Source organism: Paenibacillus glucanolyticus (genome assembly GCF_037333485.1).
GTDB lineage: Bacteria > Bacillota > Bacilli > Paenibacillales > Paenibacillaceae > Paenibacillus_AQ > Paenibacillus_AQ glucanolyticus.
Genome location: NZ_CP147845.1, coordinates 2039222 through 2053873 on the forward strand (window position 1 = coordinate 2039222; position 14652 = coordinate 2053873).

General features: G+C 50.7%; 16 protein-coding genes. 11 read left to right on the plus strand and 5 right to left on the minus strand.

The window, feature by feature from the left end; genetic code table 11:
* Positions 1–129 precede the first annotated feature (129 nt).
* From WDY75_RS09855 to WDY75_RS09865, 3 genes are read left to right on the plus strand one after another with little or no spacing between them, the layout of a single operon-like run.
* A complete protein-coding gene (locus WDY75_RS09855; protein WP_063480219.1) occupies positions 130–1569 on the plus strand; it encodes an ammonium transporter in 1440 nt (479 codons plus the stop codon).
* A gap of 48 nt (positions 1570–1617) precedes the next feature.
* Positions 1618–2697: a DUF294 nucleotidyltransferase-like domain-containing protein gene (locus tag WDY75_RS09860; RefSeq protein ID WP_063480218.1), complete on the plus strand. Its 1080-nt coding sequence runs from the start codon at positions 1618–1620 to the stop codon at positions 2695–2697.
* Complete coding sequence (locus WDY75_RS09865) at positions 2694–3434, plus strand: 3'-5' exonuclease (protein ID WP_006211690.1); 741 nt, start codon at positions 2694–2696, stop codon at positions 3432–3434. The genes WDY75_RS09860 and WDY75_RS09865 overlap by 4 nt, the downstream gene beginning before the upstream one ends.
* Positions 3435–3448: 14 nt before the next feature.
* On the opposite strand, the gene WDY75_RS09870 is transcribed toward WDY75_RS09865, so the two are convergent.
* Positions 3449–3982 (minus strand): M67 family metallopeptidase, encoded by a 534-nt coding sequence (locus WDY75_RS09870; RefSeq protein ID WP_063480217.1) that lies wholly within the window; start codon positions 3980–3982, stop codon positions 3449–3451.
* 103 nt (positions 3983–4085) lie between these two features.
* On the opposite strand from WDY75_RS09870, the gene WDY75_RS09875 reads away from it, so the two are divergent.
* Positions 4086–4637 (plus strand): TlpA family protein disulfide reductase, encoded by a 552-nt coding sequence (locus WDY75_RS09875; protein ID WP_006211688.1) that lies wholly within the window; start codon positions 4086–4088, stop codon positions 4635–4637.
* A gap of 80 nt (positions 4638–4717) precedes the next feature.
* Here WDY75_RS09875 and cimA read toward each other — a convergent pair whose 3' ends face one another.
* On the minus strand, positions 4718–6334 hold the full coding sequence (cimA, locus tag WDY75_RS09880; RefSeq protein WP_063480216.1) for a citramalate synthase: 1617 nt from the start codon (positions 6332–6334) through the stop codon (positions 4718–4720).
* 237 nt (positions 6335–6571) lie between these two features.
* On the opposite strand from cimA, the gene WDY75_RS09885 reads away from it, so the two are divergent.
* The 4 genes from WDY75_RS09885 (at position 6572) to WDY75_RS09900 (ending at position 10773) form a co-directional block, all read left to right on the plus strand.
* Positions 6572–7414 (plus strand): MBL fold metallo-hydrolase, encoded by an 843-nt coding sequence (locus tag WDY75_RS09885; RefSeq protein ID WP_063480215.1) that lies wholly within the window; start codon positions 6572–6574, stop codon positions 7412–7414.
* A 35-nt stretch (positions 7415–7449) separates the two neighbouring features.
* On the plus strand, positions 7450–8793 hold the full coding sequence (locus WDY75_RS09890; RefSeq protein ID WP_082834437.1) for a DNA polymerase IV: 1344 nt from the start codon (positions 7450–7452) through the stop codon (positions 8791–8793).
* Positions 8794–8966: 173 nt separating this feature from the next.
* Positions 8967–9206, plus strand: coding sequence for a ferredoxin (locus tag WDY75_RS09895; protein ID WP_063480214.1), 240 nt, complete (start codon positions 8967–8969; stop codon positions 9204–9206).
* 169 nt (positions 9207–9375) lie between these two features.
* Positions 9376–10773 carry a L,D-transpeptidase gene (locus WDY75_RS09900; protein WP_063480213.1) on the plus strand — a complete coding sequence of 466 codons (1398 nt, stop codon included), beginning with the start codon at positions 9376–9378 and terminating at the stop codon, positions 10771–10773.
* Here the strand turns inward: WDY75_RS09900 and WDY75_RS09905 are convergent.
* On the minus strand, positions 10770–10907 hold the full coding sequence (locus tag WDY75_RS09905) for a hypothetical protein (protein ID WP_006211682.1): 138 nt from the start codon (positions 10905–10907) through the stop codon (positions 10770–10772). The genes WDY75_RS09900 and WDY75_RS09905 overlap by 4 nt on opposite strands.
* 195 nt (positions 10908–11102) lie before the next feature.
* Between WDY75_RS09905 and WDY75_RS09910 the strand changes: the two genes are divergently transcribed.
* From WDY75_RS09910 to WDY75_RS09920, 3 genes are read left to right on the plus strand one after another with little or no spacing between them, the layout of a single operon-like run.
* Positions 11103–12197, plus strand: coding sequence for a quinone-dependent dihydroorotate dehydrogenase (locus tag WDY75_RS09910; RefSeq protein ID WP_172964037.1), 1095 nt, complete (start codon positions 11103–11105; stop codon positions 12195–12197).
* 26 nt (positions 12198–12223) lie between these two features.
* Entirely contained in the window at positions 12224–13036 is an 813-nt protein-coding gene (locus WDY75_RS09915; protein ID WP_006211680.1) for a GTP pyrophosphokinase family protein, read from the plus strand.
* Complete coding sequence (locus WDY75_RS09920; protein ID WP_006211679.1) at positions 13026–13469, plus strand: DUF309 domain-containing protein; 444 nt, start codon at positions 13026–13028, stop codon at positions 13467–13469. Before WDY75_RS09915 ends, WDY75_RS09920 begins: the two co-directional genes overlap by 11 nt.
* A gap of 95 nt (positions 13470–13564) precedes the next feature.
* On the opposite strand, the gene WDY75_RS09925 is transcribed toward WDY75_RS09920, so the two are convergent.
* Positions 13565–14020 carry a PCYCGC motif-containing (lipo)protein gene (locus WDY75_RS09925; RefSeq protein ID WP_006211678.1) on the minus strand — a complete coding sequence of 152 codons (456 nt, stop codon included), beginning with the start codon at positions 14018–14020 and terminating at the stop codon, positions 13565–13567.
* Positions 14017–14544 carry a thioredoxin family protein gene (locus WDY75_RS09930; RefSeq protein ID WP_006211677.1) on the minus strand — a complete coding sequence of 176 codons (528 nt, stop codon included), beginning with the start codon at positions 14542–14544 and terminating at the stop codon, positions 14017–14019. The genes WDY75_RS09925 and WDY75_RS09930 overlap by 4 nt, the downstream gene beginning before the upstream one ends.
* Positions 14545–14652 lie beyond the last annotated feature (108 nt).

The following is a 14652-nucleotide window of genomic DNA, read 5'->3' on the forward strand; positions in this document are numbered from 1 at the left end:
ATTACATAAAAGACGTATTTTGGACTTTTTTTTGAAAAAAACCGTTGCGAATTTTCAAGCATCCCCCTATAATGACAATATGAATTCAAGGATATGTTATATTAGTTAACACAAAGGGGAGTGTAAAACATGAAAAAAAGATGGCTAGGTTTAATGGCGGGAGTAATCGCACTACTCGCATTCCCGGCGAGCGCGTTCGCCGCTGATGGGGGAGCCACAAACGTTGAATTAACGGCTGGTTTGAATTCCGTGTTCGTATTCTTGGCAGCTTTGCTCGTATTCTTCATGCAAGCAGGATTCGCTCTGCTGGAGGCCGGATCGGTTCGTATGAAAAATGCGGGGCACGTTGCAGGTAAAACATTCCTGACTTTCGGTATTTCGATCGTAGCATTCTGGGCGCTAGGATTTGGTCTAGCATTCGGTAACGGGAACAGTTTTTTCGGATTTGAAGGTTTCTTCTTAAGTGGTGACAATGCATCGGGTTCATTCGATTCATTATCGGCTTATGATGTGCCTACCACGATAATGTTCTTGTTCCACTTATCCTTTGCGGCCGTATCCCTGGCTATCGCTTGCGGCGGTATGGCTGAACGTGCAAAACTGAGCGTTTATATCGTGTTCGGCTTACTGTTCACCATCGTGATTTACCCGATTGTTGCTCACTGGGTATGGGGCGGTGGATGGCTTGGGGCTCTGGGCATGCAGGACTTTGCCGGATCGACCGTTGTTCACTTGACTGGTGCTACGGCAGCTTTGGTGGCTACCATTCTTCTGAAACCTCGTCTGGGCAAATATAATAAAGACGGGAAGCCTAACAGCATCCCGGGCCACAACCAGGTCCTATCTGTCCTCGGCGTATTCATCATCTGGATCGGCTGGTTCGGATTTAACCCAGGCAGCACCATCTCCGCACTTACGGACGGATTCTTCGGTTTCGTGGCATTGAATACAAACATCGCCGCTGCGGCAGGTGCACTTGCAGCGCTGCTGATCTCGTGGGCGGTTCTTGGCAAAGCAGACATTCCTAGCATGCTGAACGGTATCCTTGCTGCATTTGTTGCGATTACAGGCGCTTGCGCATTCGTAGAGCCGTGGGCGGCCGTTGTTATCGGTGCGGTTGCGGGTACGATTACTTTCTTTACCGCTCAGTGGTTTGATCGCAAAGGCATTGATGATCCGGTATATGCATTTTCCGTACATGGTATTGCGGGTATGTGGGGCGCAGTGTCCACCGGCTTGTTCGCAGCACCAAGACTTGTTGAAATTACGGGTGTAGGTAAGGCAGGGCTGTTCTACGGCGGCGGCTTCGGACAGCTTGGGGTTCAGCTTCTGGGTCTGATCGGTACGTTTGCATTCGTTCTTGTGATCTCATTCATTATTCTGTACATCATGAAAGTTACGATGGGTATCCGTGTAACGGAAGAAGAAGAATTGATGGGTCTAGATATTAGTGAGCATGGTACTTATGGATATCCGGAGCAAATGAAACTCCTGGTGGAATCGGAAGGCAAATCTCCCGAGTTTCGTTCCGGAAGCAAAACAACTCCTGGAAGCGATGCGTCATTATAAGTCCTAACCATGAATTGCTTATGAAGCATGTAATAAGGAGGCCGCGGCATGAAACCTCTGAAATCCGTAAATCTGTTTCCGGTATTCTCGGAAATTCAGAAAGCAGTATCAGCCCAGCAATTACGAGATGAACGGATCGCTTGTCAGAATCATCTCCTTGAGAAGCGTAGTGACATGGAGCTTAGAGAATGGATCGCTTCTGTGAATCGGATGCACGATCTGATTGGGCAGCGTGCCGCGGCTATCTGTGAGCAGGACATGTGGGAGGCTGGCTACGGCCGGCCTCCTGCACGTTATGCGTTTGTTGCTTTTGGCAGCAGCGGAAGGCAGGAAGCTACGTTGTGGAGCGATCAGGATAACGGTCTGATCCTTGGCGATGAGCTGGGTGAGGAAGACCTTCCATTTTTTTGGGAATTTGGACTTCGTCTATCGGATCTGTTGGAGTATACAGGCTACCCTAAATGTTCGGGAAAGGTGATGTGTTCCGAACCGTTGTGGAGTAAACGCCTAGAGGATTGGAAGAATCAGATTAGTGATTGGTGCAGCGACCAGCAGTGGGAGCCGATTCGCAATTTCATCATCGCTGCGGACCTGCGCCACATCTCGGGTGCTGGCGAGCTTACGGAAGCCTGGACGGAGCATTTCCGCAGTTCCGTTGAACAGCATCCGGACATCGGCAATGCCGTGCTTCGGAACACTGTCAAGCACAAAGCAACGCTTAATGTGATGGGAAGGATTGTCACGGAACGGTTTGGTGAGCATGCCGGAGATTTTGATGTGAAGTATGGCGTGTATATCCCTCTTGTAAACAGCATTCGAACGATGGCATTACAGCGAGGCATCATCGAAACCTCCACGCTGAAGCGAATGGAGAGGGTCATGCTGCTGGAAGGAGGCAACCTGCTTCTGGAGAGTGTCCAGCGTGCCTTCCTGACGGCGCTTCGTTTAAGAAACGACACACCGTATCGGATCGAGAATGGACTGATCACAAGCAGCGGTTATATCCCGCAGGAGCAGCTTAAGAGCAAAACCATGCAGTATGAGCTTCGCGATACACTTGGTGTTGTCAGGCGGATACACCGGTCATTGCAGCGCGAGCACCGTTTTGCGGAAAGGAGGAACCCATGACGGAACCGGTACAATCAAACGGCGGCTTCTGGAGATCGCTGCGCTCAGGTAACATTAATTCCGCAATCGCCTCCATGCGCGGGGCACAGACAGCGCAGCAGCTCGCCTTCATCCGGTCCCAGATGAAGGATAACCGGAGACCGGAGGTCCTTGGAACTCCACTGGACGAGCTTGAGGTTGTTGTATTCGATCTGGAGACAACAGGGTTCAATCACCAGCATGGCGACGAGATTTTATCATTTGGTGCAGTCCGGGTCATCGGGGAACAGGTTATCGAGCAGGAGTCCTTTCATATGATCGTGAACAGTGGTTCCCCTGTCCCTCCATTTATAACCGAGCTGACAGGCATCACGCAGCATATGGTTGATGCAGCCCCGCCTTTAATGGAGGGGCTGCATGATTTCATGGCTTTTGTAGGGGGCAGGGTTCTGGTCGCCCATGCAGCTGCGCATGATCGGGGATTTCTGAATGCAGCTCTGTGGAAAACTTCAAAGGTTCGCTTGACCCACAGGCTGCTCGATACGATGATGCTGGCGCAGAGGCTATATCCGGAACAGACGGATTACAGCCTGGATGAACTGCTGCGAAACTGCAGCATTCCGGTGGAGGGCAGACATCACGCACTCTCGGACGCGCGCATGACCGCCAGGCTGTGGGCGGACTATATAAAAGAGATTCAGGCGCGCGGGGATGCAACTACACTGGGAGATATGTACGTTTATTTAAGCGAGGCATAACAGCGGGGAGCCCGTTATCCTTCATGGATATCAAAAGGAATCGGGGCAAGGGCGTACGACTCCGCATTGTGCTGTGCCAATGTGTTTACTTTACAAGGGGCAGGGGATTCCATGTGTGTTTTTCCTCTGGTGATCTTGTAAGTATGAAGCTGCAGGGAATGGTTGCCAGAGGCAACTGAAACTGTCGGTCTTGCGATGGCATACACCTGAAGCAATCCACCGAAGGATGGAAGCTGAAGCATATCCTCTCGGGATGGCTCGGGCGAAGTGTGCGGGTGGCTGTGAAACAAGCCGACGAGTCCTTTTTCGGTTAAAGCCAGACGGGTCCAATGAACCGGATCCAGATGAAATGAATGCAGCGGAGACTCCGCTGTATTTTTCACGGGAATAAATTGTGTAACGGTCAACGTCCGGCTTGCCGCCCGTGAATGCCCGATAAGGACCCCACAAGCTTCCTGCGGCAGGCAACCGTACATATGCTCCGTTATATGTTCAATAACCTCTGCGTGCAGCAGGAGCTGCTCCAGGGGCGCGTCGCATGGTGTCATCTTTTTTCCTCCAGACAAAATTCAGGTCGTGGTGTGTTTGAAAGATTAGGGTTTCAGGGTACAATAGGGACTATAACTAAGATAAGCAAAGGAACCTATGCCTATGAAACGTAACCTGATCATTATCGCTCTGCTCATCGTCGCAGCAGGTGCGGTTATCTATAATCAAGCCGGTGATCAAATTCAAGCCGTATTCATGCAGGAAAAACCGCTCCCGACAGAGACCGGGGCCCGGGCAGGGCTTCTGGCTCCTGCATTTACCCTGAAGGGGATGGACGACAAGTCTTATGCCGGCGGCGGAGCGCGCGATAAAGCCATGATCATCAACTTCTGGGCATCCTGGTGCGAACCTTGCAAGCAGGAAGCTCCAGAGCTTGACAAGCTGGCAGAGAAATATGCAGATGAGCTTGAAATCTATGGCGTGAACGTGTCCAAGTACGACAATGAGAAGAAAGCTCGTCAATTCGTCAAGGATTTTAAACTTCGATATCCGATCCTGCTTGATCCGAAAGGAGAGGTGTTCGAGAATTTGTATAAAGGGCAAGTGTTCCCGACCAATGTCCTTATCGATCGAAATGGCGTGATCCAAGAAATTATTCTTGGCGCTCCTGCTCCCGAGGATCTTCACAAGAAGGTTGCCAAGCTGGTGAAGTAATCGTCAGATGGAGGTAAGACATCAAAAAGCGCGTTCCCTATGTTCATAGCGGATACGCGCTTTTATTTATATTTCAGAAATCAATGATTAATCAAGCCTTGCCTTACGGCGGATTCATGTGTCTGCTCCGGTGAAATCTGGCCTAGCAGCGCATAGCGCATACTATCCACAAGCGCTTCCCAGCTCGCCTCAATGACGTTGCTGGATACGCCAACCGTGTTCCAGGCATTCTCGAAGTTCTTGGATTCGATCAGAACCCTTACTTTAGCAGCGGTTGCGTCCTTGTCATCCAGCACACGGACCTTATAATCAGCTAGATGCATTTCCTTGAGTGTCGGGAAGTATTGGACCAGTGCTTTACGCAGTGCATTATCGAGCGCGTTGACAGGACCGTTGCCTTCCGCTGCGGTATAGATGCTCTCGCCGGCCACGTTGACTTTGACGAAGGCTTCGGAAACGACCGGCTGCCCGGCTGACTTCTCCACCAGCATTTTGAAGGATTCAAACGTGAACAGCTCCTGAAGCTCTCCGTTTGCTTCCCGAAGAAGCAGCTCCAGCGAAGCATCCGCGCCTTCGAATTGATACCCTTCGTGCTCAAGCTCCTTGATCTTGCCAATAATATGCTTGGATTGCTCGCTGGCCGGATCAAAGGCCAGACCCATGTCCTGCGCTTTGGATACGATATTGCTCTGTCCTGCCAGCTCAGACACCAGCACACGCTGCTTGTTTCCGACTTTCTCCGGCTCGATATGCTCGTACGTTCTGGAATCGCGCAGAATCGCAGAGACATGGATGCCTCCCTTATGGGCAAAGGCAGCGTTGCCAACATACGGCTGATTAACCGGCATATTCACGTTGGCGATTTCGCTGATATAACGTGCGGTATTTGTCAGGGTGCGGAGTTTATCGTCCCCGATGCAATCATAACCCAGCTTCAGCTGGAGATTCGGAATGATGGAGCACAGATTTGCATTGCCGCATCGCTCTCCGTATCCATTCATGGTGCCTTGGACATGCTGGACACCAGCCTGTACAGCGCTCAGGGTATTGGCAACGGCAAGCTCGCAATCATTGTGTGTATGAATGCCGAGTGGAGCGCCAGGGAGCTGCCCGGTTAAAGAAGTGACGATGTCCGAGATTTCATGCGGCAGACTCCCTCCGTTTGTGTCGCACATAACGAGCCAGTCAGCACCTGCATCCCGTGCCTTGGACAAGACGGCAACGGCATATTCCGGATTGTTCTTAAAGCCGTCAAAAAAGTGCTCGGCATCAAAAATCACTTCCAGGCCTCTCTGTTTAAGGAAGGCGATGGAGTCATAGATCATGGCCAGATTCTCTTCAAGTGTCGTCTGAAGTGCGGTGTGAACGTGGAAATCCCAAGACTTCCCGACCAGGGTAGCCGCTGAGACTCCGGATTCCAGTATTCGAAGCAGATTGGCATCCTGATCAGCAATGGAACCTTTGCGGCGGGTGCTGCCAAAAGCGGTTACTTTTGAAGTCAGGCCGAGATCCTGGACTCTTTTGAAAAATTCGATGTCCTTGCTGTTGCTTCCCGGGATACCGCCTTCAATATAATGAACACCAAGTGCATCGAGTTTCTTGGCGATTTTGACCTTGTCGTCCGCTGACAAGCTGATTCCTTCGCCTTGGGTTCCGTCGCGAAGTGTCGTATCAAAGATGGAAATGGACTTAGACATGATGTCCTCCTTTGGGTGTCCGGGATTGGACCGCATTGTTTATAATTTTGTATTATAGCATTTCTTTGCGGGAAAGTAACAGAGTAAAAAACTTTTCACAAAGCGTCTCCATTGTTGACCATCGTCAGGCGTGAGCGTTATGCTGAAGGCATTGGTACCGTATTCTTTGATTCCTGATGAAATATAACATAGACACTCCGATGTCTAAACCAAATATAATGGAATGGAGTTCTTGCCATGATTCAATATTCTGATGATCAGGTGACGGTTTTTCAAAGTGCGTTATTTCAGACCACTTCAACGGTCATCCAGCTTGATGAGAGCATCATTATCATCGATCCGAACTGGCTGCCGCACGAAATCGATGAAATCCGTGAACATGTTAACGGGGTTCGGGGAGGCAGGGATTGTTATCTCATCTTCACGCATGGAGACTATGACCATATAATTGGATATAAAGCTTTTCCGGATGCCAAGACGATTGGAAGTGCCGGACTCCGAGATCACCCGGACAAAGAGCGTAAACTGAAATTAATTCGTGATTTTGATGCTTCCTATTATATTACTCGCAACTATCCCATAGAATTCCCTGTGCTTGATGTCGTTATCGAGGAAGATGGACAGCAGCTCGCACTAGGTTCCACGACACTTACGTTCTATAAAGCGCCGGGACATACGGCTGACGGTCTGTTCACCGTGATTGACTCCGTGGGCGTATGCGTATTTGCATCCGGTGACTATTTATCCGATTTTGAGCTCCCGTTTATCTACCACAGTGCATGGGACTATGAGGAGACGATTCGCCAAGCTGCAAGGATACTGAAAGAGCATCCGGTAACTCTGCTCATCCCGGGGCATGGCCAGCATACGACAAGCCAATCGGAGATGGATCGAAGAGTGGAGATCGCCCGGAGCTATCTGGAGCGGCTGCGTCAGGCTGTGGTTGATGGCGATGATATGGCCCTTGATCAGCTGCAGGAGGAGCACGGATTTGTCTCCGAATTTACGGCGGAGTGTCACAAGGAAAATGTGAGAATTATTCAAAATGAGTTTCAAGCTGAGGGCAGTCATCAGAGTTAAGTAGAACCGAACCGAAAGAAAGAAGGAATCCGTCCGTGGGACATATCGACCATTATTATCCGGCCAGCGGCCGCGTTATTCTTCATGTGGATATGAATGCTTTTTACTGTTCCGTGCATGAGGCGGAGGAGCCGGAGATCTATCGGGGCAAGCCTACGGCTGTTGCAGGCAGCATCGAGCTGCGAAAAGGCGTCATTGTGACATGCTCCTACGCCGCACGGTCACTCGGCATACGCACCGGAATGAATGTGAGACAGGCCCTGCGGATCCACCCTGACTTGATGATTATCCAGCCTGATTTTCATCTCTACCGCAAGTATTCCAATGCGTTTATGAATATAGCTTATGCGTATACCCCGTTATTGGAAGCGACTTCGATTGATGAATGTTATCTGGATATTACGGGCTCGAAGCAGTTCGGCACGCCGCTGGATATCGCCCGGGAAATCCAGGAACGCATTCGCGAGGAGCTGTCACTGCCATGCTCCGTCGGCATTGCTCCCAACAAACTGCTTGCCAAGATGGCCTCGGATATGAAAAAGCCTAACGGGCTGTCCGTCCTGCGGATTCGGGATGTGCCGCAGGTGCTGTGGAACAAGCCATGTGCGGAATTGTTCGGCATCGGCAGCAAGACCGCTGAGAAGCTGCGGAAGCTGAATATTCAGACCATCGGCCAGCTCGCCGCTGCTGAAGAAAGCCTGCTAACCGCCACGTTCGGTGTCATGGGATCGTGGATGAAACGCGCGGCCAGCGGCATAGACCATGCGCCGGTGGTCGCAGAACGGGAGCAGAGCAAATCGATCGGGCATACGACCACGCTCCCGCAGGACGTTACCTCGGCAGATGAGGCGAGAAGGGTGCTGCTCAATCTGAGCGATCAGGTGGCACGCCGGCTTCGCAGGCAGGGGCTGATGACCAGCGGTATACAGATCACGCTCCGTACACCGGATATGAAGACCATTACCAGATCCAGACATCTCGCTATCCCGACGGAAACGACGGAGGATATCTACCGCGAGGCGTGTAAGCTGTATGATCGGCACTGGAAGCAGGACAAGCCGCTCCGTCTTCTCGGCGTAACGCTGCAGCAGCTGATCGCCAAGGAGGAATCTGCGATTCAGCTGGACTTGTTCGATTATGAGAAACAGCCGAAGAAGGAGTCGCTGACCCGGGTCATGGACGAACTGCGCAATAAATTCGGCGAGAGTGCGGTGCTTACCGCGGGAATGCTTGGCGATGATCCATCGTCACTCATCCGCAATCATAAACGGCGAGGGACTTCCTTGCAGATGGATTTTGTAAGGGATCTTGAGCAGGGTAACAAAAAGACCGAGCGACCCTCCTCCGAGGAGGCAGATCGCAAATCATTTGACAACTAGTTAAAGTTGTTGATTTCCTTAGGTGCAGAGCCGATTTTTGTCGGAAAATCTTAGGAAATATATTTGTATTCCTAAAAAAATTGTATTAATATATGTAGATGGTGACGGGTGACCCGTCATATTATACTATGTCTTATAGAGATGTTTATAGATATACAGGAGGAAGAGAGACTATGGCGAAGTTTACTTGGGTAGATAAAGATACCTGCATCGCTTGCGGCGCATGCGGCGCAACGGCACCCGATATTTATGATTACGACGACGAAGGCCTGGCAGAAGTTATTTTCAACGGAGACAACAACCGCGGGGTAACCGAAATTCCGGAAGATATGCATGACGATATGCTGGATGCTTGCGACGGCTGCCCGACGGATTCAATTCGGATTGCAGACGAGCCGTTTGAAGCAGAATAAGAACACCGCTCGATCCCTGATATTCCATCTTAATTGAACTTATACCGACGTCCTCTGCTCCTCAACGGCAGGGGGCGTTTTTTCGTATATAGGCATTCATACATATTTGGTGTCATTATACCGATATACAGGATAATAGAGGTAAAAATGTCATATAGGAGGCTCTCGAATGAACAATTCGCTGTACCTCAAAAGGTATGTGGAGACGCATCCTGATAATAAAATGGCCTGGTATTTGCTGGGCAAGGAATATGAGCAAGCCGGTGAACAGGGGAAGGCCAACTATTGCTACAATAAGGCGGAGGGAGTCTACGAAGCCTTTGAGCTCAGTCAGGTTCCGTCTGATATATGGAAAAATTATGAGCAGCGTTTATTGGAGATGGAAAGGGATAAGGACCTCAAACGGAAACGCATCCGGCGTTTGCTTGCAGCGCTGGTGTTATTGCTATTGGTATTCATTCCGCCAGCCCAGGCGCCAGGCTATTCTTCAGCGGAAGTTGCAGAAGGCAGATTCCCGCCGGATGAGCCGGTTTCAGCTTCTTCCGCCAATAAAGGGAAGAATCATTCCCGTAACGAACCCCTATACATAGCCGTTGCATCCGGTCAGGCGAATAATTCCTCCAGCATGCTGCCCTCACTCCTCCAGCAGCCTCGGCAGCTGCCTGCCTGGTCTGTTGCGCTTGGAATGAAGCGCTCGGGCAAATGGCTGCTATGGAGCAAGGATATGGAGCGATTATACGGATTGCACCGCAATGATCAAGGGGCTATCGCCATTCAGCCTTATGAAGGAGCAGCAGGAGAATGTAATTGTGAACCCGCGAGCAGCTCGGCGCTTAAGCGGGGGGCGGAACGATGGGCGAACTTGCAGGTCGAAACGGCGGTTCTGCAGGAGGCGGCCAACAGGTATAAGGCCAGGCATGACCAGCTGCCGAAGAGCTTGAATGATCTGACACAACCGTATCCTGACAATTGGCTGTCGGGACGCTCCAAGGCGATGGAGGACATGTTCGGGGCTCTGATGAAGCAGCAGTCGCAGGGAGCAGGCGGACAAGGGAATCAACAAGGGCACATGACAGAAGAGCCGGGGTACTGGGGAACTTCACCGAAAGGCGATCCTTTTTTTGAGCAGCCGCTTCAGGTTATCATTGATCGCAAGCATCATCGTCTTGCCGTTGTAAGCGGCTCTGTCCTGCTGCGTAATTATGCTGTCGGGCTAGGCGGAGCGAAGACGCCGCTGGGCGATTTTCATATCAGTGATAAGGTTGTGAATCCGAACGGGACCACGAAGGGTCCCTATGGCACGCGGGGAATGCAGCTTTCCGATACGTTATACGCTATACACGGCACTGAAGATGTGGACAGCATTGGAGCGAATGAATCCGAGGGGTGTATTCGAATGCTCAAGCAAGATGTGGAAGAGCTGTTTGACATGATTCCGATGGGGACAGCCGTGAAAATCCAGGAAGGGGTCCTTCCTGAAGAACTGTGGACGCCGAAAGAGCGCTTTAAGCTCAAGCATTCCCAGGGTCAGACTAACCCCGGCAAGGTGTACCACTGGCTGGATTAAGGCTGGGCAATAACAATCAGAACGATAATCAGGATAATAAGAAGAGCGATGCCGGAGCCGATCCATACGAGGGCCTTCTTATTAACCTCTTCTTTTTTCTGCTGCAAAGTTGGAGGTTTACGTTTGGCTGACATGGTCTTTCCCCTCTTTCTCTTATAATCGCGAAAATATTTATACAACCTTCTATTATTGTATAAGGTTTGTCCTAAAATTACCATATCACTTCCTCATTAGTCGATAGCCTGGTTTATGCTGAAGAACTTTCTTTTTGAGACAGAAACGGATAAACTGAAGGATAGAGAAATAACTGGATGAGAGGAAGAGTGGATGTGCTGTACCGCAACATAGGCAAACCTATATTTTTTAAACTGGATCCCGAAAAGGCTCACCACCTTGTCGTTGGCGGGCTTGGACGTGCCTCCGGCGTGGTCGGCGCAGACGCTGTCATGCGGGGGATGTACGGTGTTAGCGAAACACCGGATTTGGCTGTGGACCTGTTCGGGCTTCATTTCCCGACACCGGTCGGACTTGCCGCCGGGTTGGATAAAAATGCACAGGCCGTCAAAGGATTCTCCTCCATCGGCTTCGGATTTATGGAAGTAGGCACGGTGACCCCGAAGGGACAACCGGGCAATGAACAGCCGCGATTGTTCCGGCTTCCTCCGGATGAGGCGCTCATCAATCGGATGGGCTTCAACAACGAAGGTGCAGAGGCGATGGCAAAGAGGCTGTCAGCACTCAAGGAACGCCGTATTCCGGTTGCCGTGAATATCGGGAAGAACAAAGCGACTCCGAACGAGAAAGCCAACGGTGATTACGAAGCTTGCATCCAAGCTTTATTTCCGTATGGTGACTTTTTTGTTGTCAATATCAGCTCACCCAATACGCCGGACTTGCGCAGCCTTCAGCATGGAAGCGAATTGGCATCTTTGCTGGAAGCCGTTAAGAACGAAATGTCACGGCAAGCCCAAATCCATGGAGGCGATAAGGCCGTTCTGGTGAAGATTGCGCCGGATGTAAGTGATGCCGAACTGGAGTTCATGGTGGATACGATTAGCACAAGCGGCGTTTCGGGTATTATCGCAACAAATACAACGCTTTCCCGGGAGGGTCTGACTCACGGTCATGCCAAGGAAACCGGCGGCCTTAGCGGGAAGCCGCTGCGTGAGCGCTCTACAGAGATTGTATCCCGCATTTATAAGCAGACGGGCGGTTCGCTTCCGATTATCGGGTCTGGCGGGATTTTTACGGCGAGAGATGCATATGACAAAATACGCGCAGGCGCAAGCCTGGTGGAGATTTATACAGCACTTATCTATGAAGGGCCTGAGGTGAACCGCAAGCTGCATTCCGGTCTTCGGGATCTGCTTGCACGGGATGGATTCAACCATATTTCCGAAGCCGTCGGGGCTAATCATCGGTAAAGGGGTTAAAGACAGGAGGCAAGGCGATGGACGTTAGAGACTGGGGGACATTTTTGCTTCCGTATGAGCAGACCGTTGAGGAATTGAAGGTCAAATTCAAGACGATGCGCTCCGAGCTGAAGAAGCGGGAGGAATACGCACCTATCGAATTCGTAACGGGTCGGGTCAAACGGATCTCGAGCATACTGGACAAGGCGAAGCGCCTCAATGTGCCGATGGACGAGTTGGAAACCGGGATTGAGGATATCGCAGGCATTCGAATCATGTGTCAGTTCGTGGAGGATATCCGGCGGGTTGCCGAATACATCCGGGCACGGAAGGACTTGACCGTATTATTTGAGAAAGATTATATTACCAACTTCAAAGAAAGCGGCTATCGTAGCTTTCATATGATTATCGAGTACCCGGTGCAAACTGCCCTGGGACAAAAGAAAGTTCTTGCCGAAATCCAGGTCCGCACATTGGCCATGAACTTCTGGGCGACGATTGAGCATTCGCTCAGCTACAAGTACCGGGAAAGCCTTCCGGATGATATCCGGGCACGGCTGAAGAAGGCCGGAGAAGCAGCCAACACGCTGGATACGGAGATGTCGAGCATCCGCGAGGATATTTTGGAGGCACAGCGCAAGTTCGAGGATGACTCGAATATTACGACGCAGGTGCTGAATGCGATTCACAAGCTGTATTTCTTTCATCTGGTTAATGAGGCGATTGCATTTCAGAGCCGGTTTAACGTGATTTGGCAAAATCACGACATGGATGCGATGAAGGTACTGCTCGACGAGGTCAAAGAGCTGCTCTCCGAAGCGAAGAAGAAAGTAAACGAACATGAGTTATGAACCGTTATACGTAGCTTACCTGGTATATTTCAACCGCGATCAGGATTATTTCGAATGTCATGAGGTGCTTGAGGAGCTGTGGCTTGAGCAGGACCGCGATCCAAGATATAAGGGACTGCTGCAAGTGGCTGTGGGGCTCTTTCATTTTCGGAACAACAATGTAAGAGGAGCGTACAAGATGTTCACCAGCGCCGTATCCTGGCTTGAGGTGTATCCTGAGGATGAACTGGGAATCTCCCTTGGGAAGCTGGTGAGTGAGGTGCGCCGTTATGCCAAGCAGCTGTCATCCTATGACGCTCATCCTTTTCCCTATAGGGATCTGACCATAGAAATTGGGGATACTGAGCTTAGGCAGGCGGTTGAGATGGCTTCGGAGAATATAAAACCCAACATTCCGCAGCGGCGAAAGCCGGAACGGTCACATTCCCATTGAATGGGAAGTGCCAAGGGGAAACAAGGTGAAAAAAAGAGCTGCCCGTCTGTAGAGTGATCTACTCCGGGCAGCTCTTTTATGCGGAAATGCAGCGATCAGGATTCGGTGCCTTTGTATTTGTTATCGATGAACTCTTTGATCTCCTCGACGGATTTTCCTTCATCATGAAGCCGCTTGGCATCCTGCAGCTCGGTCAGACAGATGCCGCATTGGGCGCCATGGTCCGTCCATTTGACTTCGCCGTCCTTGCTCTCGGCGATGAAGCAGCGGTGGAGGGAATCGTGATAGCCGGTTTCCTCATCCATACAGCCGCAATAACATTTGATATCCTTGATGATGTCCTCTAATTCGGCGACCGTGGCATAGGTTGCTTGCGTATTGTCGGTATAACTCGACAGGAATTCCGGCATGACCGTCAGGCTCGCAGTTGTCTCGTATCGTTCAGAATCGGCGCCGTGCTGATGCCCCACAGCGGATTCTTTGCCGCCGCAAGCGGTAAGCAGCATGCCTGAAATGACGAAGGTAAAGAGTATAGCGCGAGTGCGGTTCATGGCGTCACGCTCCCCTTGTATTTATCAAGGAATTGCTTGAAGTCATCCACCGAGTAGCCTTCACTGGAGCCTTCCGGCTTCAATCCGCCAATCATGCGTTCTTTCTCCACACCGTTCTCATAGTAGACAAGCGTTGGGGTGAACTCAATGTTGTATTCCCTCCAGCCTTCCTGGTACTCACGGAGGTTATACTGGTGCATCGTAATGCCGGCATCATCTGCTAAAGGCATCAATTCCGGGGTTGTCGCCCGGCAGTGCGGACAGTCGGAAGCAAAGAAGTATACGAAAAAGTTCTCTTTGTTGTCTACCTTGCTCTTCAGCTGATCCGGCAAAATAATTTGCTGGTAGTTCGGATCATTAAGGAGTTCCTGCGTGGCTGGGTTCAGGCTGGAGACCTTCTTACCGCCATACAATTCGCTTGCTTCTCCTTGACCGTTCAGGAAAAAGAGTGCAGCGACCAATACAATGAAGACTCCGCCAAAGGCGTATAACGCGGTGTATTTATTCTTTTTTTTGCGGTTCATGGATCCACCCCCTAATGATTAATAATAACAAGGACTTGTCCTTTTTAATGTAGTTTATTATACAATATTAAAAGTCGGAGCGGAACATGCGAAAGTCCGCTTCGGTAA